At 66.8% G+C, this 21,463-nt stretch carries 22 protein-coding genes and 1 riboswitch; of the genes, 16 read left to right on the top strand and 6 right to left on the bottom strand.

Translation table 11 applies throughout. The features are described from left to right. The first annotated feature begins 67 nt into the window (after positions 1 to 67). A complete protein-coding gene (locus H9656_RS07680; RefSeq protein ID WP_225212268.1) occupies positions 68 to 352 on the top strand; it encodes a hypothetical protein in 285 nt (94 codons plus the stop codon). A gap of 3 nt (positions 353 to 355) precedes the next feature. Here the strand turns inward: H9656_RS07680 and H9656_RS07675 are convergent, their stop codons facing one another. Then, complete coding sequence (locus H9656_RS07675) at positions 356 to 1,018, bottom strand: cysteate racemase (protein ID WP_191743562.1); 663 nt, start codon at positions 1,016 to 1,018, stop codon at positions 356 to 358. Positions 1,019 to 1,158: 140 nt separating this feature from the next. On the opposite strand from H9656_RS07675, the gene H9656_RS07670 reads away from it, so the two are divergent. The 5 genes from H9656_RS07670 (at position 1,159) to H9656_RS07650 (ending at position 7,496) form a co-directional block, all read left to right on the top strand. Beyond that, the gene (locus tag H9656_RS07670) at positions 1,159 to 1,758 is read left to right on the top strand and encodes a DUF11 domain-containing protein (RefSeq protein WP_191743561.1); all 600 of its coding nucleotides are present in this window, start codon (positions 1,159 to 1,161) and stop codon (positions 1,756 to 1,758) included. A gap of 235 nt (positions 1,759 to 1,993) precedes the next feature. After that, positions 1,994 to 2,102, top strand: a riboswitch (TPP riboswitch). A gap of 72 nt (positions 2,103 to 2,174) precedes the next feature. Beyond that, a complete protein-coding gene (thiC, locus tag H9656_RS07665) occupies positions 2,175 to 4,085 on the top strand; it encodes a phosphomethylpyrimidine synthase ThiC (protein ID WP_225212267.1) in 1,911 nt (636 codons plus the stop codon). 618 nt (positions 4,086 to 4,703) lie between these two features. Next, on the top strand, positions 4,704 to 5,915 hold the full coding sequence (locus H9656_RS07660) for a hypothetical protein (RefSeq protein WP_225212266.1): 1,212 nt from the start codon (positions 4,704 to 4,706) through the stop codon (positions 5,913 to 5,915). 118 nt (positions 5,916 to 6,033) lie between these two features. Continuing rightward, positions 6,034 to 6,861: a hypothetical protein gene (locus H9656_RS07655; protein ID WP_191743560.1), complete on the top strand. Its 828-nt coding sequence runs from the start codon at positions 6,034 to 6,036 to the stop codon at positions 6,859 to 6,861. Positions 6,862 to 6,965: 104 nt separating this feature from the next. Next, a complete protein-coding gene (locus H9656_RS07650) occupies positions 6,966 to 7,496 on the top strand; it encodes a cupin domain-containing protein (RefSeq protein WP_191743559.1) in 531 nt (176 codons plus the stop codon). Between the two features lie 16 nt (positions 7,497 to 7,512). Here the strand turns inward: H9656_RS07650 and H9656_RS07645 are convergent, their stop codons facing one another. After that, complete coding sequence (locus H9656_RS07645; RefSeq protein ID WP_191743558.1) at positions 7,513 to 8,181, bottom strand: DsbA family oxidoreductase; 669 nt, start codon at positions 8,179 to 8,181, stop codon at positions 7,513 to 7,515. Positions 8,182 to 8,285: 104 nt separating this feature from the next. Between H9656_RS07645 and H9656_RS07640 the strand changes: the two genes are divergently transcribed. Both H9656_RS07640 and H9656_RS07635 read left to right on the top strand, forming a co-directional pair. Next, entirely contained in the window at positions 8,286 to 9,074 is a 789-nt protein-coding gene (locus tag H9656_RS07640; protein WP_191743557.1) for an RNA methyltransferase, read from the top strand. Next, positions 9,071 to 9,394, top strand: a complete 324-nt coding sequence (locus H9656_RS07635; RefSeq protein ID WP_191743556.1) for a YnfA family protein — start codon at positions 9,071 to 9,073, stop codon at positions 9,392 to 9,394. The genes H9656_RS07640 and H9656_RS07635 overlap by 4 nt, the downstream gene beginning before the upstream one ends. Here H9656_RS07635 and H9656_RS07630 read toward each other — a convergent pair. Both H9656_RS07630 and H9656_RS07625 read right to left on the bottom strand, forming a co-directional pair. After that, entirely contained in the window at positions 9,391 to 10,092 is a 702-nt protein-coding gene (locus H9656_RS07630; RefSeq protein ID WP_191743555.1) for an NAD-dependent deacylase, read from the bottom strand. The genes H9656_RS07635 and H9656_RS07630 overlap by 4 nt on opposite strands. Continuing rightward, on the bottom strand, positions 10,089 to 10,976 hold the full coding sequence (locus H9656_RS07625) for a LysR family transcriptional regulator (protein WP_191743554.1): 888 nt from the start codon (positions 10,974 to 10,976) through the stop codon (positions 10,089 to 10,091). Before H9656_RS07625 ends, H9656_RS07630 begins: the two co-directional genes overlap by 4 nt. A 174-nt stretch (positions 10,977 to 11,150) precedes the next feature. Between H9656_RS07625 and H9656_RS07620 the strand changes: the two genes are divergently transcribed. The 7 genes from H9656_RS07620 to H9656_RS07590 all read left to right on the top strand — a co-directional run bounded on the left by H9656_RS07620 (position 11,151) and on the right by H9656_RS07590 (position 18,221). Beyond that, positions 11,151 to 12,257 carry an S-(hydroxymethyl)glutathione dehydrogenase/class III alcohol dehydrogenase gene (locus H9656_RS07620; RefSeq protein WP_191743553.1) on the top strand — a complete coding sequence of 369 codons (1,107 nt, stop codon included), beginning with the start codon at positions 11,151 to 11,153 and terminating at the stop codon, positions 12,255 to 12,257. Between the two features lie 82 nt (positions 12,258 to 12,339). Further along, complete coding sequence (locus H9656_RS07615) at positions 12,340 to 12,726, top strand: VOC family protein (RefSeq protein WP_191743552.1); 387 nt, start codon at positions 12,340 to 12,342, stop codon at positions 12,724 to 12,726. 11 nt (positions 12,727 to 12,737) lie between these two features. After that, positions 12,738 to 13,295: a hypothetical protein gene (locus tag H9656_RS07610; RefSeq protein ID WP_191743551.1), complete on the top strand. Its 558-nt coding sequence runs from the start codon at positions 12,738 to 12,740 to the stop codon at positions 13,293 to 13,295. 18 nt (positions 13,296 to 13,313) lie between these two features. Then, positions 13,314 to 14,147, top strand: a complete 834-nt coding sequence (gene fghA / locus H9656_RS07605) for an S-formylglutathione hydrolase (RefSeq protein WP_191743550.1) — start codon at positions 13,314 to 13,316, stop codon at positions 14,145 to 14,147. Between the two features lie 5 nt (positions 14,148 to 14,152). Beyond that, a complete protein-coding gene (locus H9656_RS07600) occupies positions 14,153 to 14,380 on the top strand; it encodes a hypothetical protein (RefSeq protein WP_191743549.1) in 228 nt (75 codons plus the stop codon). A 121-nt stretch (positions 14,381 to 14,501) separates the two neighbouring features. Further along, complete coding sequence (locus tag H9656_RS07595) at positions 14,502 to 16,325, top strand: DUF885 domain-containing protein (protein ID WP_191743548.1); 1,824 nt, start codon at positions 14,502 to 14,504, stop codon at positions 16,323 to 16,325. 96 nt (positions 16,326 to 16,421) lie between these two features. Further along, the gene (locus H9656_RS07590) at positions 16,422 to 18,221 is read left to right on the top strand and encodes a DUF885 domain-containing protein (protein WP_191743547.1); all 1,800 of its coding nucleotides are present in this window, start codon (positions 16,422 to 16,424) and stop codon (positions 18,219 to 18,221) included. Positions 18,222 to 18,290: 69 nt separating this feature from the next. On the opposite strand, the gene H9656_RS07585 is transcribed toward H9656_RS07590, so the two are convergent. Next, positions 18,291 to 18,854 carry a DUF4189 domain-containing protein gene (locus H9656_RS07585; RefSeq protein ID WP_191743546.1) on the bottom strand — a complete coding sequence of 188 codons (564 nt, stop codon included), beginning with the start codon at positions 18,852 to 18,854 and terminating at the stop codon, positions 18,291 to 18,293. Positions 18,855 to 18,857: 3 nt separating this feature from the next. Next, entirely contained in the window at positions 18,858 to 19,979 is a 1,122-nt protein-coding gene (locus H9656_RS07580) for a DUF1176 domain-containing protein (RefSeq protein WP_191743545.1), read from the bottom strand. 190 nt (positions 19,980 to 20,169) lie between these two features. Here H9656_RS07580 and H9656_RS07575 point away from each other — a divergent pair, with 190 nt between their 5' ends. Next, complete coding sequence (locus H9656_RS07575) at positions 20,170 to 21,390, top strand: NADP-dependent isocitrate dehydrogenase (RefSeq protein WP_191743544.1); 1,221 nt, start codon at positions 20,170 to 20,172, stop codon at positions 21,388 to 21,390. Positions 21,391 to 21,463 lie beyond the last annotated feature (73 nt).

Genomic DNA, 21,463 nt, shown 5'->3' with positions numbered 1-21,463 from the left:
GCGGCCAAGGCGGAACCGGCGCGCCGTCCTGCTCATTGATAAGCGTAAGCATAAGAGGATGAGGCCCATGCCCGATCAAGACGCCTTTGAAGCCGCCCTGGAAGAGGCCATCGCCCTGTTCGAGCAGGGCGAGAACATGAACCAGGCCCGGTTCGACGAACTGATCGCCGAGCTGGAGTCGCGCCGGCCCGCTCTTCACGCCGTGCCCCAGGACGACCCCCGCGCCCAGCGGGCGCGCGAGCTGGAGCGTCGTGCGACCGAGCTTGAGAATCGCGCCGCCCAGGGCCACGGCCAGATGGACGAGGTCAACAGCCTGCTGTCGCCCCTGATGGGCAAGAAGTCGGAGGGCTGAGCCCTATCGGCAGGCCGCGACGCAGGCTTGCGCCAGCACCTCGGCGGAATCGATCAGCGGCGCGCTGACGTCGGCCTGATCCAGCAGCAGCGGCACCTCGGTGCAGCCGCCGATCACCGCCTCGGCGCCCGCCGCGATCAGGGCCTGCGCCAGATCGCGCATCGCCGCGCGCTGTGCGGCGCCGACGTCGCCGGCCTTGACCGCGAACACCACCTGCATGAACCGCGCGCTGTCGGCGGGGGAGGGGGCGACCATCTCCAGCCCCTGCGCCTTCAGCGCCTCGGCGTAGAGCAAGGCTCCGCCCGGCGTGGCCAGCACCCCGACCCGCCGCGCCCCGCTCGCGCCTGCCGTTCTCGCGGTCTGCGCCACCATGTCGATGAAGGGCAGGCCCGCCGCGCGAATGGCGTCCGCATGGGCGTGGGCGGTGTTGCACGGCATGGCCAGCACCTGCGCGCCCGCCGTCTTCAGCCCCCGCGCCATCTCGCCCAGGGTCCGGCCCGCCGCCTCGGGCTGGGTGTGACGGTTCGGGACCTGCGGATTGATGTCGGCGATGACGCGGATGTGGTCTTCATCGACGCTGGCCGGCGTCAGCGCCTGCACCCGCGCCAGAAAAGCCACCGTCGCGGCTGGTCCCATCCCGCCCAAAACACCCAGAACCTTGCTCATGAAAGCTTTTGCACCCGCCGCCAGACCCGCTCGTCAGCGCGCCTTCATCCCGCCTTTGTGCATCCGCCGCCAGACAAATTGCGAGCGACCCTAGCGATAGCGCCGGTTTCCAAGCTTGACCTTAACGAACGCTGCGAGGCATGAGCCAGTACAGAGACCAGCAATGGAGGCCGTGGGCCGTGAAGACGATTATGGGATGGGCGTGCGGCGCCCTGCTGTCGCTCATGGCGACGACCGCGGCGCAGTCGCAGTCGTCTGATGTGCACGTCCTCATCACCGGCCCTGCGGGGCCTCTCGCACCGGGCGATGCCGTCGCCTACGGTGCTTCCGTCGAGAATAACGGGCCGGATCCTGCCGTTAACGTGGCCTATGACTTTATCTTACCTGCCGGGCTGACGTTCGTAAGCGCTACCCCGGGCGTCGGCACTTGCAGCGTGCAGGCGGCGAAGGTCGAATGCTTCGCGGGTGTGTTGCCGCCTGGCTCGCCATTTTCAACGACCATCCACCTGCGCGTGGACGCGTCGGCTGCGCCAAATTCCACCATGCTGACCCGGCTAGAGGCGTCCAGCGGCGGGCATGATCCCGATCTGTCGAACAATAGCGATACGACCTTCTTCAAAATCGCGCCGCCCCCTCCGACCCCTGTGCCAACACTGTCGGAGTGGGCCATGATCGCGCTGTCGGTCTTGCTGGCCGGGGGCGCCGCCTTGCATCTGGAGCGCCGTCGCCGCGCCGCCTGACGGCGGCGGATCCAGAAAAATGATTATTGTTCGATAAAGAGCGTTAACGGGCGAAACGACGCGGAACCAACCTCGCGGCCGGGGGTTGAGCAATCGGACACGTCGGACGCCCCCCCAACCCCGACGACGTCTGTGGCGGCCCGGCCTTAACGCCCCCCCGACTGAGAAGCCGGGCCGCCCCCTCTCTCTCATGACAGCGCGTTGCTTGACCTGCCCGGCAAACGGGCTAGGGTCGCCGCGTTCTCCGGGGGGTCGCAATCGAGCGGCTGAGATTGGCGTAGGCGCCTGACCCGTCGAACCTGATCCGGGTCATGCCGGCGAAGGGACGAGTTCACCGCTTTCGACGCCCCAATTCCGGCGCTTGAGGGCTCTCAAACCGCGCCGGCGGTCCCTCTTTCGTTGAAGAGGCCGCCACAATGAATATCCAAGTCACCCCCGCGCCCGAGCGCGAAGAGCCGAACATCGAGCTCGCCCTCGCCGACGCCCGCAAGGAGGTCGCCGCCGAGCACGGCACCATCCCCACCGGCCCCCGCAGGGGCAGCCAGAAGGTCTATGTCGCGGGCGAGCTCTTCCCCGACATCCGCGTCCCCTTCCGCGAGGTCGCCGTCCACCCCAGCGCCAACGAGCCGCCGGTGACGATGTACGACTCCTCCGGCCCCTACACCGACCCGTCCGTCACCATCGACATCAAGAAGGGCCTGCCGCGCGTGAAGTCGTCGTGGCAACTGGACCGCGGCGACATCGCCCCCGTCCTGAACCCGCGCGAGGTCAGGCCCGAGGACAACGGCCACGCCAGCGGCAAGCATCTGGCCCCCCGCTTCGACACCTCCAACCATCAGGTGTTCAAGGGCGTCGAGGGCCGTCCCGTCACCCAGTACGAATACGCCAAGGCGGGCATCATCACGCCCGAGATGGAATACGTCGCCATCCGCGAGAACCTGCGCCGCGAGCAGACCGCCCCGTGCATCCGCGACGGCGAGGACTTCGGCGCCGCCATCCCCGACTTCGTGACGCCCGAGTTCGTGCGTCAGGAGATCGCCCGCGGCCGCGCCATCATCCCGCACAACATCAACCACCCCGAAGTCGAGCCGATGATCATCGGCCGCAACTTCCTGGTGAAGATCAACGCCAACATCGGCAACTCGGCCGTCCTCTCCAGCGTCGATGACGAGGTCGACAAGCTGGTCTGGGCTACCCGCTGGGGCGCCGACAACGTCATGGACCTGTCGACCGGCCGCAACATCCACAACATCCGCGACTGGATCATCCGCAACTCGTCCGTCCCCATCGGCACCGTGCCCATCTATCAGGCGCTGGAGAAGGTGAACGGCATCGCCGAGGACCTGACCTGGGAAGTCTTCCGCGACACCCTGATCGAACAGGCGGAACAGGGCGTCGACTACTTCACCATCCACGCCGGCGTGCGCCTGCCCTTCGTGCCGATGACGGCCAAGCGGGTGACGGGCATCGTCTCGCGCGGCGGCTCCATCATGGCCAAGTGGTGCCTGGCGCACCACAAGGAGAGCTTCCTCTACGAGCATTTCGAGGACATCTGCGACATCATGCGCGCCTATGATGTCAGCTTCTCGCTCGGCGACGGCCTGCGCCCCGGCTCCATCGCCGACGCCAACGACGAGGCCCAGTTCGCCGAGCTGCGCACCCTCGGCGAACTGACCAAGATCGCCTGGGCCAAGGGCTGTCAGGTCATGATCGAAGGCCCCGGCCACGTGCCGATGCACAAGATCAAGGCCAACATGGATGAGCAGCTCAAGCACTGCCACGAGGCGCCCTTCTATACGCTTGGCCCGCTGACCACCGACATCGCCCCCGGCTACGACCACATCACTTCGGCCATCGGTGCGGCCATGATCGGCTGGTTCGGCACGGCCATGCTCTGCTACGTCACGCCCAAGGAGCACCTGGGCCTGCCCGACCGTCAGGACGTCAAGGACGGCGTCATCACCTACAAGATCGCCGCCCACGCCGCCGACCTGGCCAAGGGCCACCCCGGCGCCCGCGCCCACGACGACGCCCTCAGCCGCGCCCGTTTCGAGTTCCGCTGGGAGGACCAGTTCAACCTCTCCCTGGACCCCGAGACCGCCCGCAAATTCCACGACGAGACCCTGCCGAAGGAGGCGCACAAGACCGCCCACTTCTGCTCCATGTGCGGCCCGAAGTTCTGCAGCATGAAGATCAGCCAGGACATCCGCGACGCCGCCAAGGCCCAGAACGACGCGGGCGCCAGCCTGGCGGCCGCCGAGGCGGGCATGGCCGAGATGAGCGCGAAGTTCAGGGCTGGGGGCGGGGTGGTGGAGGTGAAGGTCTAACCGCCCGGCCCATCCCGGCGCGGGCCGGGCTCAGGACTTTGGACGCGAGGCGGCTTCGGTTGGCCTCGCGCCCACTGCTTGATCTCTATTTGTTCTGCTAGAGTCCGATTCGGGTCATCACCCAGCCTTTGCCAGTGGCTTCGGCCATCCCAGCACGCGCGGTTCGCATTTTGTGAACCGGGAGACGGACCTTCCGTCAGCTGCAAAGGAGAATCCGCCATGACGGACGTCATCGAGCGGGCGAAGTTGGTTGCGGTCCGCGCTTACGAGCGTGTCCGCTTCCGTCGGCTGGAAAAGGTGAGAGCGCACACTCGCTCCCATCCACACCAGTACGTCTTCGACTTCATTAAGTGAGGCGTTGCAAACCTCGGGGGTGATGACCCGCTCGTACAAGGCCTGAAAAGGCGCGAGGCGAAAATACCGGCCCAATTCCGCGACGGGAGAAGCTGCGAGCGCCTAGGCAGAGCTTAACGCTCATGCTTATGATGAAAATCTATTGGGGGAATTTGGACATGGTTGAACGGCAGCACACTACCGACGAGGTATTCGGCGTCACCCGCGAAATTCCTCTCAACTACGTGAATCGGGTCGAAGTCGATGACAAATTCGTAGAAAGTCTTGCTCGCGGCCAACACATCGTCATCTATGGAAGCTCCAAGCAAGGAAAGACATCCCTTCGCAAGAAATGTTCTCGACAAAGATTACGTCGTAGTTGCCTGCCAAAATAAGTGGGACATATCTGAACTACACGCCGCCGTACTAAAAGAATGCGGATTCACCGTTAGGCAATCCGTCGAGAAGACAGCATCAGGAGCCCACAAAGTCGTCGCCGGCGTCGAAGGAAAGGGAAAAATTCCATTCGTTGCAGAAGCGACCGCAAAGGCGGAATACGAACACAATAGAGAAAATGGCGAGACAGAAACATTTGTCCCATTGGAACTAGATCCGTTCGACCCTAACGATATAATTCGCGCCTTGAATGATATTGGATTCAAAAAGTACGTCGTACTGGAAGATTTTCACTATCTGCCAGATACCACGCAGAGAGATTTTAGCTTTTCACTGAAAACATTCCACGAAAGCTCTAAACTTTCATTTATCGTGGTTGGCGTGTGGCGTGAAGAAAACCGTCTAATTGGATTTAACGGCGACCTAACCGATAGAGTGCTTTCTGTTGATGTCGACACATGGATATCAAGCAGTCTCGATGAAGTAATGACTGTAGGTGGGGAGCTATTAAATGTACAATTTCACGATGACTTTAAGAAAGATATTCTAAGGCACTGCTTTGATAGCGTTCACATTGTGCAAGAAGCGTGCAGGCGCGTATGCCGAACGAGCGGCATCACAAGGACCTCTGATGATTTCAAAGTTATTGGAGAGAATATAGACGTCACAAACCTAATTGCAGCTGTCGTTTCCGAACAAGCAGCAAGGTACAAAGGGTTTTTGATGGGATTTTCTGACGGATTTCAGGAAACAGATCTTGAAATGCCGAAATGGATAATTTTTTCTATACTGTGCTCTGATGTTGATCAATTAGAAAAAGGCATACGACTTCGTCGAATATCCAAGATAATTAAGTCAAGACACCCAAAGGGTGCGGACCTTAACAACGGCAACATCACTCAAATACTTAACTCGTCGGCGTCGCTGCAAAACAGGAAGGGTACACGACCTCTTGTCGTGGATTACGATAGCGCCAACACGAGCCTCAATGTCGTAGATAAAGGCTTCTTGATCTGGCTATCCAGCCAAAACATTGACGAGATTCTAGAAGACTTAGGAATGCCCAATAAGCTCACTCCCGTGGAGCTTGCAGCGCTTTAACTATGCTGAGCGACCGCGCCGCACCGAATTGGGCGGCGCGGACAGGTTGAGTTTGCGTCCCGTCCGATCCTGACGCACCCGTCCGCCATCCTCCGCCTTTCAGGCAGGAGGCGGCGCGATGGACGATCAGGCTTCGGGCGGGCGGGAGAAGGACTGGCCCGAGAAGGATTGGCCCGAGAAGGATTGGCATGAGGAGGCGCCGCGCATCATCGCCTCCGGCCGGTGGGAGCAGGACGAGTACGGCGACACCACCTACATCCCCGACCATGTGCGGCCCTCGACCGCCGAGCGGGCCGAACCCGCTGACGCCCCGCGCGGCCATTGCTACGAAGACCCGGCGCCGCGGGACGGCTATCGCGTCCGCTCCGAGGCGACCTGGGCGGCGGCGCGGCGCGACTATCTGGCCGGGGATACGGCCGAGGCCGTCTGCGACCGCTATGGGCTGAAGCTGGGGACGCTGCGGTCCCGCGCCGCGCGCGAGGGCTGGCGCCGCTGCGACGCGGGCGACTCGGACCCCTGGCCTGACGAGGACGATGCGGTCGAGGATGCGGCGGCGGACGCCCCCGATCTGGCCGCGATGGCGGCTCAGGCCCTGATGCGGCTGAACCGGGCGGTGCGGCGCGGCCGGGCGGCCGAGGCGGCGTCGTGGCTGCGCACCTGGCGGGCGCTGACCGATCCGGCCCTGCTGGCCGCCGCCGAGCCGGAAAGCCCGCCGCCTGCGCCTGAACCTGACCCGCTCGACACGCTGGAAGCCGACATGAAGGCGGTCGCCGCCGTCGCCCGCGACGCCGCCCGCCTGGCCCCCGACGACCTGCTCGGCCGCCGCGCCGTCGAGGCCCGCCTCGCCGTCCTCAGCGCCCGCCTGACGCCGGAAGGAGAGGGGGCGATTTCAGACGATTCAGACGAATTGGACTCTGTTTTTTCCGCCGAGCCCGCGCCGCCCTGACCCGGCCGCAGCGGGGCCTGCCGCGCCGCCCATATTGCCAAATCCCTTCGCCGGGCGCTTGATGGGTGCATATCGCCGTTCGGCCGGTCGCGGAGGGCCGCCCTATGCTGATGTCGCTGATCGTCCTGGGGGCTTCGCTCGCCGCCGGTCCGCAGGGTCCGGCGCCGCCCGCGCCCGCGCCCTCCGTCGTGATCCGGCGCTCCGGCGAGGCGGTCGGCGCGATCGGCGTGGGCCAGGTCGCCTATCTGAGTCCGCCCGAGGGGCATGCCCTGGGGCAGATGATCCTGATCGAAGGGCCCGGGTATCGGACCCCGATCCACGTCCACCACCATCTGGACGAGAGCTTCTATGTCCTGTCGGGGCGGCTGACCCTGCACGCCGGCGGCCAGACCCAGGTGCTGGGGCCGGGCGACTATGTCTTCATCCCTCGCGGCGTCCCCCATGCCCAGGGCAACCAGGGCTCCGAGGCGACCCACCTGCTGATGAGCGTCTCCTCGGGCGACTTCCTGGGCTTCTTCCGGGCGCGCGAGGACCTGGTGAAGACGTCGCCTCCGGGCCACCCCGACTATGGGCCGCGGATGCATGCGCTCAGCGACATCTATGATGTCGAGAACCTGGGCGACCCGCCCTTCTAGGCTTCGCCCCGCTGGCTCAGGCCTTGCTCGCGATCTCGCGCAGGGCGTTCTCGAACACCTCGGCGGGCTGGCCGCCCGAGATCAGATACTGGCCCTCGACCACCACGGCGGGGACGGAGGTGATGCCCCGCGCGCGCCACAGGGCCTGCGCCGCGCGCACCTCCTGCATGTAGCGGCCCGAGGCCAGCACCTCGGCGGCCTCGGCGCGGTCCAGCCCGGCGGCCTCGGCGGCCTCGGTCAGGACCCCGGCGTCCGAGACGTTGCGGCCCTGCGTGAAGTGGGCGCCGAACAGGGCGTGCTTCAGCGCCGCCTGCTTGTCCGGCGCGGTCTCGCCAGCCCAGTGCAGCAGGCGGTGGGCGTCGAGGGTGTTCCAGATGCGGCTGTCGTCGCGGAAGTTGATCTCGATCCCGGCCTCGGCGCCGCGGGCGGTGATGGCGGCGCGGTTGGCGGCCGACTGTTCGGGGGTGGAGCCGTATTTGCGGGCCAGGTGCTCGCCCATGTTCTCGCCCTCGGGCGCCATGTCGGGGTTCAGCTCGAACGGCTGGAAGGCGATGTTGGCGGCGATGCCTTCGCCTTTCAGCCGCGCCAGCGCCTGCTCCAACCCGCCCAGCCCCACGGCGCACCAGGGGCACATGACGTCGGAGACGAAGTCGATCTTCAGCGGCTTGGGGGCGGGCGCGGTCATGGCGGCGGCTTTCGGAAACAGAAGGTGTTGCCGAGGATATGGGTGCGGCGAAGAAGGAGGCAAGCGCGCTTCTCGCGCCGGGGCAGAAGGATTACACAGCGCGCATGAACGAACTCACGCCCCCCGTCGTCGTCCTCGACAAGTCGCAGATGGCCGACAACATCGGCGCGGTCGCCCGCGTCATGGCCAATTTCGGCCTGTCCGAGCTGCGGCTGGTCAGCCCGCGCGACGGCTGGCCCCAGGAGCGCGCCTGGGCCACGGCGTCCGGCGCCGACTGGGTGCTGGACGGGGTGAAGGTGTTCGACAGCGTGGCCGAGGCCATCGCCGATCTGCACACCGTCTTCGCCACCACCGCCCGCCCGCGCGAGACGCGCCAGCCGGTGCGCACCCCGCGTGAGAGCGCCCGCATCCTGTATGACGACACGGCCTCGGGGCTTAAGACCGGCCTGCTGTTCGGCGGCGAGCGGGCGGGGCTGGAGACGGGCGACATCGCCCTGTGCGCCGGGATCACGACGATTCCGATCGACCCGAAGCATCACTCGCTGAACCTGGCCCAGGCCGTGGCGATCAACGCCTATGAGTGGCGCACCCTGATCCTGGACGCCCCGCCGCCGCGTTTCCGCGAGGGCGAGCCGCCCGCTGCGAATGACCTGCTGCTGGGCATGTACGAGCATCTGGAGGCGGAGCTGGACAACGGCGGCTTCTTCTATCCGCCCGAGAAGAAGCGTTCGATGAGCCAGAACCTGCGCGTCATGCTGGGCCGCGCCGCTTTCACCGAGCAGGAGGTCGCCACCATGCGCGGCGCCATCCACGCCCTGGCCAAAGGCCGGGGCCGGGTGCTGGCCAAGCTGGCGGCGGAGAAGGCTGCGGAAGAAGCGAAGAAGGGCGAGTGAAGCCCGCCCTCATCTATCCCCTGGCCGCCCTGGCCGAGATTGGCGGCTGCTTCGCCTTCTGGGCCTGGCTGAAGCTGGACCGCTCGCCGTGGTGGCTGGTTCCGGGCGTGCTCAGCCTGATCGCCTTCGCCTGGCTGCTGACGCTTGTGCCAGCCGATGCCGCGGGCCGGGCGTTCGCGGCCTATGGCGGGGTCTATATCGTCGCCTCGCTGGCGTGGATGGCGCTGGTCGAGAAGACCACGCCGGACCGCTGGGACGTCATCGGCGGCGCGGTCTGCCTGATCGGCGCGGCGATCATCCTGTTCGGGCCGAGGGGCTAGAGCGCGCCGAAGAAGGCGGGCACGGTCTCGCTGGCGGGGCCGTAGACGCCCTCGTCGAACAGGCCCGCGCCCTGCGTCGGCTCCAGATTGATCTCCACTGTCCGCGCTCCGGCCATGCGGGCAAGCTGGACAAAGCCCGCCGCCGGATAGACCGCGCCCGAGGTGCCGATGGAGACGAACAGGTCGCACCGCGCCAGCGCCCGTTCGATCCGCTCCATCTCCAGCGGAATCTCGCCGAACCAGACGATGTGCGGGCGCAAACGTCCTCGCGGGTGATGCGGCGAGGCGTGGGTCGCCTCGAGGTCGCCGTCCCAGTCGCAGACGACGCCCGAGGCGGTGCAGCGCGCCTTCTTCAGCTCGCCGTGCATATGGATCAGCTCGAAGCCCGGCGCGGTCGGCGTCTCTCGGTGCGCCCGGTCGTGCAGGTCGTCGACGTTCTGCGTCACCAGCAGGAAATCGCCCGTCCACCGCGCCGCCAGATCGGCCAGCGCCCGATGCGCCGAGTTGGGATGGACAGTGGCCAACTGGCGTCGCCGCTGATTGTAGAAGTCCTGCACCAGGGCCGGGTTCGACGCGAAGCCCTCGGGCGTCGCGACGGCCTCGACGCGGTGGCCTTCCCACAGGCCGTCCGAGGCGCGGAAGGTCGGCACGCCGCTCTCCGCCGAGACGCCGGCGCCGGTCAGGATGACGAGGTTCATGCGGGGCTCCTTGGCGCCGACAGGCGGCCGTGCAGCCAGTCGATCATGGCGCGGACCTTGGGCGGGACGTGGCGCGGGTGGGGGTGGACGGCCCAGACGCCTTCGTCGGGCGGGCGGGCCTCGTCCAGCAGGGAGACGAGGGCTCCGCTGGCCAAGGCCTCGGCGACGTAGAAGTCGGGCAGTTGGCACAGGCCGAGGCCTTGCAGGGCGGCGTCCAGCACCGCCGCGCCGGAGTTGCAGCGCCAGCGGCCGGTGGGGCGAAGGCTGACCTCGCGCCCCGCCTCGGTGAAGCGCCAGTGCTCGGCCGAGCCGATCAGGCCGTCGTGGCTGGCGATCTCGGACAGGTCGCGCGGGGCGCCGCGCCGCGCCAGATAGTCGGGACTGGCGCACAGGATCAGCCGCCGCGAGGCCAGCCGCCGCGCCATCAGCCGCGAGTCGGTCAGGTGGCCGAACCGCACCGCCAGATCATAACCGTCGCCGACCAGATCACGCAGCCGATTGTCGAGGTCCAGCTCGATGCGCAGTTCCGGGTTCTGGCGCGCGAAGGCGTTGACGGCCGGGGCGATGAAACGCTCGCCATAGGAGACCGAGCAGGTCATCCGCAGCAGGCCGCGCGGGGCCTGATCGTCGGGCTGGACGGCGGCCAGGGCCTCGTCGCGCTCGTCGATCAGGCGGCGGCAGCGAGCCAGGAAGTCTCGGCCGGCGTCAGTCAGCTCGACCCGGCGGGTGGTGCGATGCAGCAGGCGGGTCTGCAGCCGGTCCTCCAACCGGGCGATCTCGCGGCTGACGGCCGAGGTCGACAGACCCAGGCGACGGGCGGCGGCCGAGAAGCTGGCCTGTTCGGCGACAGCGGTGAATTCGTCGATCCCGTCCCAGCGGCTCATGGGGACGTTGGATCAGGATTATTGCTCAACAGCAATAATGTTTTGCGGTTGTCGCCGTTTCGATGCAGCCGCAACGGGCGTAGTAAGGTCGTCAAATCACCCGCCCACCTCATGTCCATGAAGCCGCGAGCGACCGCGTCGCGAGCGTCAGGGACGTCCGAAGGACTCAACATCATGAAAACCCGCGCCGCCGTCGCCTTCGAAGCCAAACGCCCGCTCGAAATCGTCGAAGTCGATCTGGAAGGTCCGCGTTGGGGCGAGGTGCTGGTCGAGATCAAGGCGACCGGCGTCTGCCACACCGACGCCTATACGCTGGACGGCCTGGACTCCGAGGGCATCTTCCCGTCGATCCTCGGCCACGAGGGCGCGGGCGTGGTGGTGGAAGTCGGGCCGGGCGTGACCTCGGTCGAGGTCGGCGACCACGTGATCCCGCTGTACACGCCGGAATGCCGCCAGTGTAAGTCGTGCCTGAGCCGCAAGACCAACCTGTGCACCTCTATCCGCGCCACGCAAGGCAAGGGCCTGATGCCCGACGGCACCAGCCGCTTCAGCTACAAGGGCCAGGCGATCGCCCACTACATGGGCTGCTCGACCTTCTCGAACTACACGGTGCTGCCGGAAATCGCCCTGGCGAAAATCCGCAAGGACGCGCCGTTCGACAAGGCCTGCTACGTCGGCTGCGGCGTGACCACGGGCGTCGGCGCGGTAACCAACACCGCCAAGGTGACGCCGGGCTCGAACTGCGTGGTCTTTGGTCTGGGCGGCATCGGCCTGAACGTCATCCAGGGTCTGAAGATGGTCGGCGCCGACAAGATCATCGGCGTCGACATCAACAACGACAAGGAAGAGTGGGGCCGTCGCTTCGGCATGACGGACTTCATCAATCCGAAGACTGTCTCGGACGTGGTGGCCGAGGTGGTGCGCCTGACCGATGGCGGCGCCGACTACACCTTCGACTGCACCGGCAACACCGACGTCATGCGCCAAGCGCTGGAATCCTGCCACCGCGGCTGGGGCGAGAGCATCATCATCGGCGTGGCCGAGGCGGGCAAGGAGATCGCCACCCGTCCGTTCCAGCTGGTCACCGGCCGCGTCTGGAAGGGCTCGGCCTTCGGCGGGGCGCGCGGCCGCACCGACACGCCCAAGATCGTCGACTGGTACATGGACGGCAAGATCGAGATCGATCCGATGATCACCCACACCTTCGCCCTGGAAGACATCAACAAGGCCTTCGACCTGATGCACGAAGGCAAGAGCATCCGCTCGGTGATCGTCTTCTAAAAGAGCGTTGCCAAACGAAACTAAGTCCGCCTAGCTTGCGGCTCCCGGCCAGCCGGCCGGGAGCACAATCGGGAGGAAGATCATGTTCACGCACGTCACCCTTGGGGCCAACGATCTCGAGGCTTCGCACAAGTTCTATGACGCCGTGCTGGGCGCCCTGGGCCACCAGCCGGGCACGCTGAGCGAAGCGCCGATGCCGGGCGTCTGGTATATGACGCCGCGCGGAATGCTGGGCGTGGTCAAACCGCGCGACGGCCAGGCGGCCTGTCACGCCAACGGCGGCACCATCGGCTTTTTCGCCAGCAGCCCCGAGGCGGTCGTCGCCTTCGCCGAGGCCGGGGTCGCAGCGGGCGGCACGGCGATCGAGGATCCGGCCGGGCCGCGCAATTCACCCTTCGGTGTCGTGCATCTGGCCTATCTGCGCGATCCGGCGGGCAACAAGATCTGCGCCGTTCACCGGCCGGGCTGAGGGCTGAAGCGATGAAGAACAGGGCGGCTATCGCGGCGATCGTGACTGTTGCGGCGGTCGGGGCGCTGGCCGCCTGCACGCCGGGCGGGGGCGAGACGCCGCCTGCGGCCGAAGGGTCCGCGCAGGCGTGGGTTCGAACGCAGGTGGTGCTCTATCTGCCCGACCGCCTGATGAAGGCGCGGATCGAGGTCTCCGACCTCTCGCCCTATCTTCTGAGGGTCGAGGAGGCGGTCAGCGCCGCCGCCACGGCCCAGCCGACGCAAGCGGGCGCCTCGGGCATGATGCTGCTGATGATCAAGCCGGGCGAGCGATCCAGAGCCTGGATCGTAACCGGCGAGCCGCCGATGAAGGCGGATGTCGTCACCGCTCTGACGGCCGCGGCCGAGGCCGTGCCGGCGCCGAAGGTGCGGCAGGGGCCGATCCTGGTGGGTCTGCAGTTCGACGCCTGGGGCGGCGGCGCTCAGCCCGAGGGCGCGGTCGCGCCGATCCCGCGCGACTGGTACGCGCATTTCTCCGAGGACGGCGGCGTCCTCGACGACGACTTCATGGCCAAGGTCTGGCCGGACTGATCTTCAGGAGTAGAGCTTATGGAAACGGTCAAGAGCCACGTCGTTCACGGCGGCACGCTGCGCTATCTGAAGCACGACAGCGCGACGACGGGCACGCCCATGACGCTGTCGATCTTTGTTCCGGCTGGCGAGGGGCCGTTCCCGCTCCTGATCTGGCTGTCGGGCCTGACCTGCACCGAGGACAACTTCACCACCAAGGCCGGGGCCTATAAGGCCGCCGCGGAACACGGCGTCATCATCGTCGCGCCCGACACTTCGCCGCGCGGGGAAGGCGTGGCGGACGACCCCGCCTATGATCTGGGCCAGGGCGCGGGCTTCTACGTCGACGCGACCCAAGCGCCGTGGGCGCCGCATTTCCGCATGGAGAGCTATGTCACGGGCGAACTGATCGATCTGATCGACGCCCAGTTCCCGACGACGAAGACGCGCTCCATCTTCGGCCATTCGATGGGCGGGCACGGCGCGCTGACCCTAGCCCTGCGTCATCCCGAGCTGTTCAAGTCGGTCTCGGCCTTTGCGCCGATCGCTTCGCCGACGCGCTGTCCCTGGGGCGAGAAGGCCTTCACCGCCTATCTGGGCGAGGACCGGGCGGAATGGGCCAAACATGACGCGGCCCTGCTGATCGAGAGCGGGGCGGCGAAAGGCGTGTTCGACGACATCCTGGTGGATCAGGGCGACGCCGATTCCTTCCTGACCGATCAGCTGAAGCCGGAACTGCTGACGGCGGCGGCGCAAAAGGCCGGCCAGGGGCTGACCCTGCGGATGCAGCCGGGCTATGACCACTCCTACTTCTTCATGGCCAGCTTCGTGGACGACCATGTGGCCTTCCACGCCAAGCGGCTGAAAGCCTGAATGCAATGACCGACGCCGCCCCTGATTTCGACGCCATGTTCGCTGACCTGTGCAACCAGGTCGGATTCTGCCTGCATGAAAAGGGACAGAAGAAGGTGATCGCCGCCCTGTCCAAGGGGCTGGACGCCGCCGTGCGCGCCGTCTTCGCCGCCGAGGGCGTGGACGAGCCGAACGCGCCGGGCGACCTGAAGCGCGCCGTGCGCGACTGCATCAAGGCCCATGTGAAGCGCTGAGGCCTCAAGGCCCGCCCTCGCGACATCGAGGGCGGGAAACTACCCATATGTGACGATCATGGCTTGCGGGCTTCGACTGCTGAGCTAGCATCCCGGCCCATCGCTTTTTGGGAGGAAAGCCATGATGGATCGGCGCCGTCTTCTGGCAGCGGCCGCAGCGGGGGGAGCGCTGGCGGCGATCGGGCCGGTGCGCGCCCTGGCCAGCGCGACAGAGACGCAGGACGCTTCTGCCGCCTTCAACGCCCTGATGGACCGGATCGCCCAGGAGATGCTCCTGAGCAATCCAGAAACCCTCACCATGCTGGGCATGGACCGGGGGCCGATGGCTGACGCCCGCTTCAAACTGGCCGATCGCAGCAAGGCCAAGGTCGAGGCTGACAAGGCGAAATTCATCGCCGGCATGAAGGACATGGCGGCGATCGACCGCGACGCCCTGCCGGCCAAGGAGCAGGTCTATCACGACTCTCTGAGCTTCTTTGGCGAGACGGCGATGCAGGGCTACGCCTTCCCGTACGGCGGCGGCATGTATCCCTCGCCCTATACGATCAGCCAGTTGGGCGGGTCCTACCGGCAGATCCCAGACTTCCTCGACAGCCAGCACCGCATCGAGGCGGCGGACGACGCAGAGGCCTATCTGGCGCGTCTGTCCGACTTCGCCCGCAGCCTGGACGACGAGCGCGAGCGGATGCAGATCGACTACGCCGCCGGGGCCGTGCCGCCGGATTTCGTCATCGACCGCACCCTGACGCAGATGGAGGCCATCACCGGCACGGCGGCCGCTCAGTCGGTCATGACCCAGTCCATCGCCCGGCGAACGGCCGAGAAGAACATTCCCGGCGACTGGGCTACGCGCGCCGAGGCGATCCTGACCGACGCCGTCTATCCGGCGATCCAGCGGCAGGCCGAGGCGCTGAAGGCGGTTCGCGCCGGGGCGACCCATGACGCGGGCGTGTGGCGCCTGCCGGACGGCGAGGCCTATTATCGCTACGGCCTGAAGTACTACACCACCTCCTCGCTCAGTCCGGACGAGGTGCATCAGATGGGGCTGGAGCAGGTGGCCGAGATCTCCGCCCGCGCCGACGCCCTGTTGAAGGCGCAGGGGATGACGCAAGGAAGCGTGGGGGAACGCATCGCCGCCATCGGCGTGGACCCGCGCTTCGTCTATCCGAACACGGACGAGGCGAAGGAAGAGCTGCTGCAGGAACTGAATGTCCAGATGGCCGCCATGCAGGCGCGCCTGCCGGATTATTTCGGCCGCCTGCCCAAGTCGCCGTGCGAGATCAAGCGCGTGCCCAAGGCCATCGAGGCGGGCGCGCCGGGCGGCTACTATCAGGCCCCGGCGCTGGATGGGTCGCGGCCGGGCGCCTACTACATCAACCTGCGCGACACAGCCGAGTGGCCCAAATGGATGCTGCCGACGCTGACCTATCACGAGGCGACGCCGGGCCATCACCATCAGATCGCCCTGCAGATGGAGCAGCCGGACACGCCGCTGTTGATGAAGGTGATGGGCTTCTCGGCCTATTCGGAAGGCTGGGGCCTGTATTCTGAGCAACTGGCGGACGAGATGGGGGTCTATGAGAACGACCCCTTCGGCCAGGTGGGCTATCTGCAGTCGTTGATGTTCCGGGCGGCGCGGCTGGTGGCGGACTCCGGCCTGCATCACAAGCGCTGGAGCCGCGAACAGGCCATCCGCTACATGGTCGATGTTCTGGGCGACAAGGAAAGCACCATCGCCACCGAGATTGAACGCTACTGCGTCTGGCCGGGGCAAGCGTCCAGCTACAAGGTCGGGCACACCACCTGGGTCAAGCTGCGCGAGAACGCCAAGAAGCGTCTGGGCAGTCGCTTCGACATCAAGGGCTTCCATGACACGGGCCTGGCGCTGGGCGGCGTGCCGCTGACGGTGCTGGAGCGGACCATGAACGCCTGGACGCCGGTCTGACGGCGACCTGATCTTCCCGGACGCGCCGGTCCTTCATGAGCGTGAGTGTGGAGCAACGCCCGGCGCGGCGCGGCTCCTTTTGGGGGGAGTACCTGAATGATCAATCGCCGCAATCTCTTGCTGAGCGCCGCCGCGACCGCCGCCGTTGCGCCCATGCTGGCCCAGTGCGCCGCCGCCGCCGCCAGCGACGCCGACGCGCGCTTGAACGCCCTGCTGGACGGCTGGTTCGAGGCCGACATCGACGAGGCGCCCGAGCGCGCCACCAACCTGGGTCTGGACAAGGACGCCCGCGCGGGCCTGTCGTCCAAGCTCAGCGAGGCCGGGCCGGACGCCATCCGCAAGGATCGCGAGAAGGCCATCAAGCGCTGGGACGAGCTGAAGGCCTTCGATCAGAAGGGCCTGTCCGAGGCCGGGGCGCTGAACTACGCCATCGCCGCCTTCGGGCGCGAAACGGCGGCGCAGACGTCGCGCTTCGACTATGGCGCGGGGCCGGGCCGTCCGTCGCCCTATGTGGTGACCCAGCTGTCGGGCGCCTATTTCTCGACGCCTGACTTCATGGACAACCAGCACCGCATCGAGGACGCCGCCGGCGCCGACGCCTTCCTGTCGCGGCTGGAGGCCTTCGCCGGCGTGCTGGACGGCGAGACGGACAAGATCAAGGAAGACGCCGGTCTGGGCGTGATCGCGCCGGACTTCATCATCGACCGGATGCTGCCGCAGATCCGCACGCTGCGCGACACGCCCGCCGCCGACATGGCGATGATCCAGTCGCTGGTCCGCAAGGCCGGGGCGCTGAGCCTGTCGGGCTATGACGCGCGCGCCGCCGCCCTGGTGGACGAGAAGGTCAAGCCGGCCCTGACCCGCCAGATCGAGGCGCTGGAGGCCGTCCGGCCGAAGGCGGTGCACGACGCGGGGGTGTGGCGTCTGCCGGACGGCGAAGCCTTCTACGCCGCCGGGCTGAAGTCGAACACCACGACCACCCTGTCGGCCAAGGAAATCCACGCCATGGGCGTCGAACAGGTGGCCGAGATCACTGCCGAGATCGACACTATCCTGAAGTCGCAGGGCATGACCCAGGGCACCGTCGGCGAACGGGTTCAGGCCCTGAACAAGGACCCGGCGCAGCTGTTCCCCAACACCGACGCGGGCAAGGAAGAGCTGCTGAAGTGGCTGAACGAACAGGTCGCGGCGCTGGAGCCCAAGCTGCCGTCCGTCTTCGGCCGCCTGCCCAAGACCCATGTCGAAGTGCGCCGCGTGCCGGTGTCGATCCAGTCGGGCGCGCCGGGCGGCTACTATCAGGGGCCGCCGCTGGATGGCTCGCGTCCGGGCGCCTACTACATCAACCTGCGCGACAGCGGGAACTGGCCGCGCTTCGCCCTGCCGACCCTGACCTATCACGAGGCCTCGCCGGGCCACCATCTGCAGGTGGCTCTGCAGCGCGAGTCGGGCGAGCTGCCGCAATGGCGCCGCGCTGGCGGCTTCTCGGCCTTCAACGAGGGCTGGGCGTTGTACGCCGAGGCCGTGGCGGCCAACGACCTGGACGCCTATGCGACCGATCCGCTGGGCCGGGTCGGCTTCCTGATGTCCTATCTGTTCCGCGCGGTGCGTCTGGTGGTCGACACCGGCATCCATTCGGAGCGCTGGAGCCGTGAGCGGGCGGTCGAATATATGGCGGCCTCGGGCGCCAAGCCGCTGGACGCCTCGAACAGCGAGATCAACCGCTATTCGGTGTGGCCGGGCCAGGCCTGCGCCTACAAGGTCGGCCATACGGTCATCGCCCGCCTGCGCGAGGAGGCTCAGGCCAAGGACGGCTTCGACCTGCGCGCCTTCCACGACAAGGTGCTGGGCGACGGCTCCATGCCGCTGGCGGTGCTGGAAGGGCGGATGCGCGGCTAATCGCCTGCAGAAACAAGAAGGGCCGGAGGATCATCCTCCGGCCCTTTTTCTTGGCCCTGGGCCGCCCTGTCAGTAGCGGGTCACGCGGGTGGATCGCGAGGTGCAGACGGCGTCATGGGCCATTGCGCAATCGGATCCGCCGTTGGCCTGGCACTGGCTGATCGCGTCGGCGCGGGCCGAGCGGGCGTTGCGCGCAGGCGTTGAGAAATAGCGGGTCACGCCGCCGACCTGACCGGAGGCCACGGCCGAGCAGGCGTTGCGCCAGGAGGCCACAGGCGCACAGTTGGCGTCGGGTTCGGTCGGCGCGCGCATGCTGACGCCCCAGGCGTGATCCGGCTGTTCGCACTTGCGCATGGCGTTGAACATGGCGGCGTCGATGCTGCGGCCCTGCAGGACATAGGCATAGACTGCGCCGGTGTCCGTATTGAACGCAAAGGCCCCCAGGCCCTCGACACGTTCGCGATAGCCCATCGTGCTGGTGTCCACGCCCTGCGGGGCGTCCGGCGCGCAGGTCGCCGAGCCGGCCACAGTGCCTACCGGACATTGGGTCTGGGCCGAGGCTTCATCAGCGGGTAGTCCCGCCATCAGCAGAAGGCCGGCGGTCATGACGCCTGAAAGCATTATGAATTTCATGGTTTAATCCTTGATCGCGCGCCAGGTGGACGGCCACAGGTCCTGCGGCATGGCGGTGCAGGTCGGCATGGTCTTCTCTTCCAGAAGGGCGAAGCGCGCGCCGGTCCAGCCCCAGACACCCATGCGGCCGCAGTCGCCTAGGCCTCGTCCCTTGGCGAAGGCGAACAGGGTTCGGGTCGTGGGGTCGTAGCGGCTGTTGACCAGACCATCCTGACTTTCCGCGGACGTGGGGAAGACGACCGGCTGAGGCGCGTTCCCGTCCGCGGCAGTGATGAAATAGACCTGGGTGAAGTTGTAGGCGCCCGAACCGCACGGCACGCTCCACAGCAGCTTGTCGGAGGCCAGGCGAGCGACCTCAACGTCCGGCTCGAACCGTTCGCCGATGCGGGTCTCAGCCAGGCATTCCTTGACCTTGGGATGAGCCAGCAGCGCCTGCGACAGGTCATCCTGCGGCAGGCCGTTCTGAGCAACGGCGGCCGCCAGCGTCACGCGCGGCGCGGCGGGGGCGGCGGGCACGCTGGAGGCGGGCCGGTCGCCGCGCCGGATCAGGGCGGTGGCGGCGCCCAGGCGGCCCTGGCGCTCGTCGATCCACAGGAAGGCTGCGGCGGCCCCGCCCAGGCTGACCTTCATCTGCTCGTCGCCGCGCCTCAGCGCCATGAAGGAGCCGTTGCCCAGGTCATGCACAAGCTGCGCCGAGGGCGTCGTGAAGGCGATGACGTCGCCTTCCTCGTCCATCTTGAAGTTGTCGCCCGCGTAACGCCGGCCGTCGATGACGGCGTAGATCTCGCCCTGGCCCTCATCCAGGCCCCAACCGCCCATGTGGACGACCGGCCGTGCGTCCGGGCCGGCCCCCAGGGAGATCAGCACGAAGCCCATGTTTTCATGGGCCGCGCCGAAGGCGACGCAGCTATTGGTGTTGTCGCAGGTCGCCGTCCACTCGCGGAACTCGCGCGTCACGCTGGGCGGATTGGCGCCGCCCTGGGCCGGGGGCGCCGCCGAGGCGGCTTCGGCGACAGGCTGAACCGTCGGTCCCTCTGTCGCGGGGGCGGCCTCACGTCCCTTGCAGGCGGCCAGCGCCAGGGGGAGCAGGGCGACAGCGGCGAACCGGAGATGGCGAGGCGTCATCAGGGACTCCATATGCGACGGACCGGCGGGACCAAGCGTAGCCGTGAAAAGCGTAGCGGCCGGGGCGCCATTTCGTTCCGGGGGTGCGGTTCGGGCGCTGCGGCTTTCGTCCCCTTTGCGCCCGCGCGCGGGGGTCGCTATATCCCCTGCACCGAATTCCTTCCCTGATTTGAGAGACAGAGGCGTAAGCATGGCCAAGATCAAGGTCGCCAACCCCATCGTGGACATCGACGGCGACGAAATGACCCGGATCATCTGGCAGATGATCAAGGACAAGCTGGTCTTCCCGTACCTGGACCTCGAACTCGACTATTACGACCTCGGCATGGAAAGCCGTGACGCCACCGACGATCAGATCACGATCGACGCGGCCCACGCCATCCAGAAGCACGGCGTCGGCGTGAAGTGCGCCACCATCACCCCGGACGAGGCGCGCGTCGCCGAATTCGGCCTGAAGAAGATGTGGAAGTCGCCGAACGGCACCATCCGCAACATTCTGGGCGGCGTGGTCTTCCGCGAGCCGATCATCTGCTCGAACGTGCCGCGCCTGGTGCCGGGCTGGACCCAGCCGATCGTCGTCGGCCGTCACGCCTTCGGCGACCAGTACAAGGCCACCGACTTCCTGATGCCGGGCGCCGGCACCCTGTCGATCAAGTTCGTCGGCGACGACGGCGAAGTGATCGAGCACGAGGTCTACAAGTCGCCGGGCGCGGGCGTCGCCATGGGCATGTACAACCTCGACTCGTCGATCCGCGAGTTCGCCCACGCCTCGTTCGCCTATGGCCTGCAGCGCAACTACCCGGTCTATCTGTCGACCAAGAACACCATCCTCAAAGCCTATGACGGCCGCTTCAAGGACATCTTCCAGGAAGTCTTCGACGCCGACTACGCCGAGGAATTCAAGAAGCGCGGCCTGACCTATGAGCACCGCCTGATCGACGACATGGTCGCGGCCGCGATCAAGTGGTCGGGCGGCTTCGTCTGGGCGTGCAAGAACTACGACGGCGACGTGCAGTCGGACATCGTGGCGCAGGGCTTCGGCTCGCTGGGCCTGATGACCTCGGTGCTGATGACGCCGGACGGCAAGGTCATGGAAACCGAGGCCGCCCACGGCACCGTGACCCGTCACTACCGCCAGCACCAGAAGGGCGAGGCCACCTCGACCAACTCGATCGCCTCGATCTTCGCCTGGACGCGCGGCTTCAAGCACCGCGCCAAGCTGGACGACAACGCTCAACTGGCCGAGTTCGCCGACACGCTGGAGCGCGTGGTCGTCGAGACCGTCGAGTCGGGCTTCATGACCAAGGACCTGGCCCTGCTGGTCGGCGATCAGCAGTCCTGGCTGACGACCGAAGGCTTCCTGGACAAGGTGTCCGAGAACCTGAAGAAGGCCCTGCCGGGCATTGGTTAAGTGCGCTACCGCGCTTCGCGCTGCTTGAGCGCGTCGCTGTGAGCATCACGGCCCGCCGGAGCGATCCGGCGGG

Origin of the sequence: Brevundimonas guildfordensis, from assembly GCF_014836405.1 — a bacterium.
GTDB lineage: Bacteria > Pseudomonadota > Alphaproteobacteria > Caulobacterales > Caulobacteraceae > Brevundimonas > Brevundimonas guildfordensis.
The sequence above is the reverse complement of the archived record's forward strand: the minus strand, read 5'-3'. Positions and strand labels throughout refer to the sequence as shown.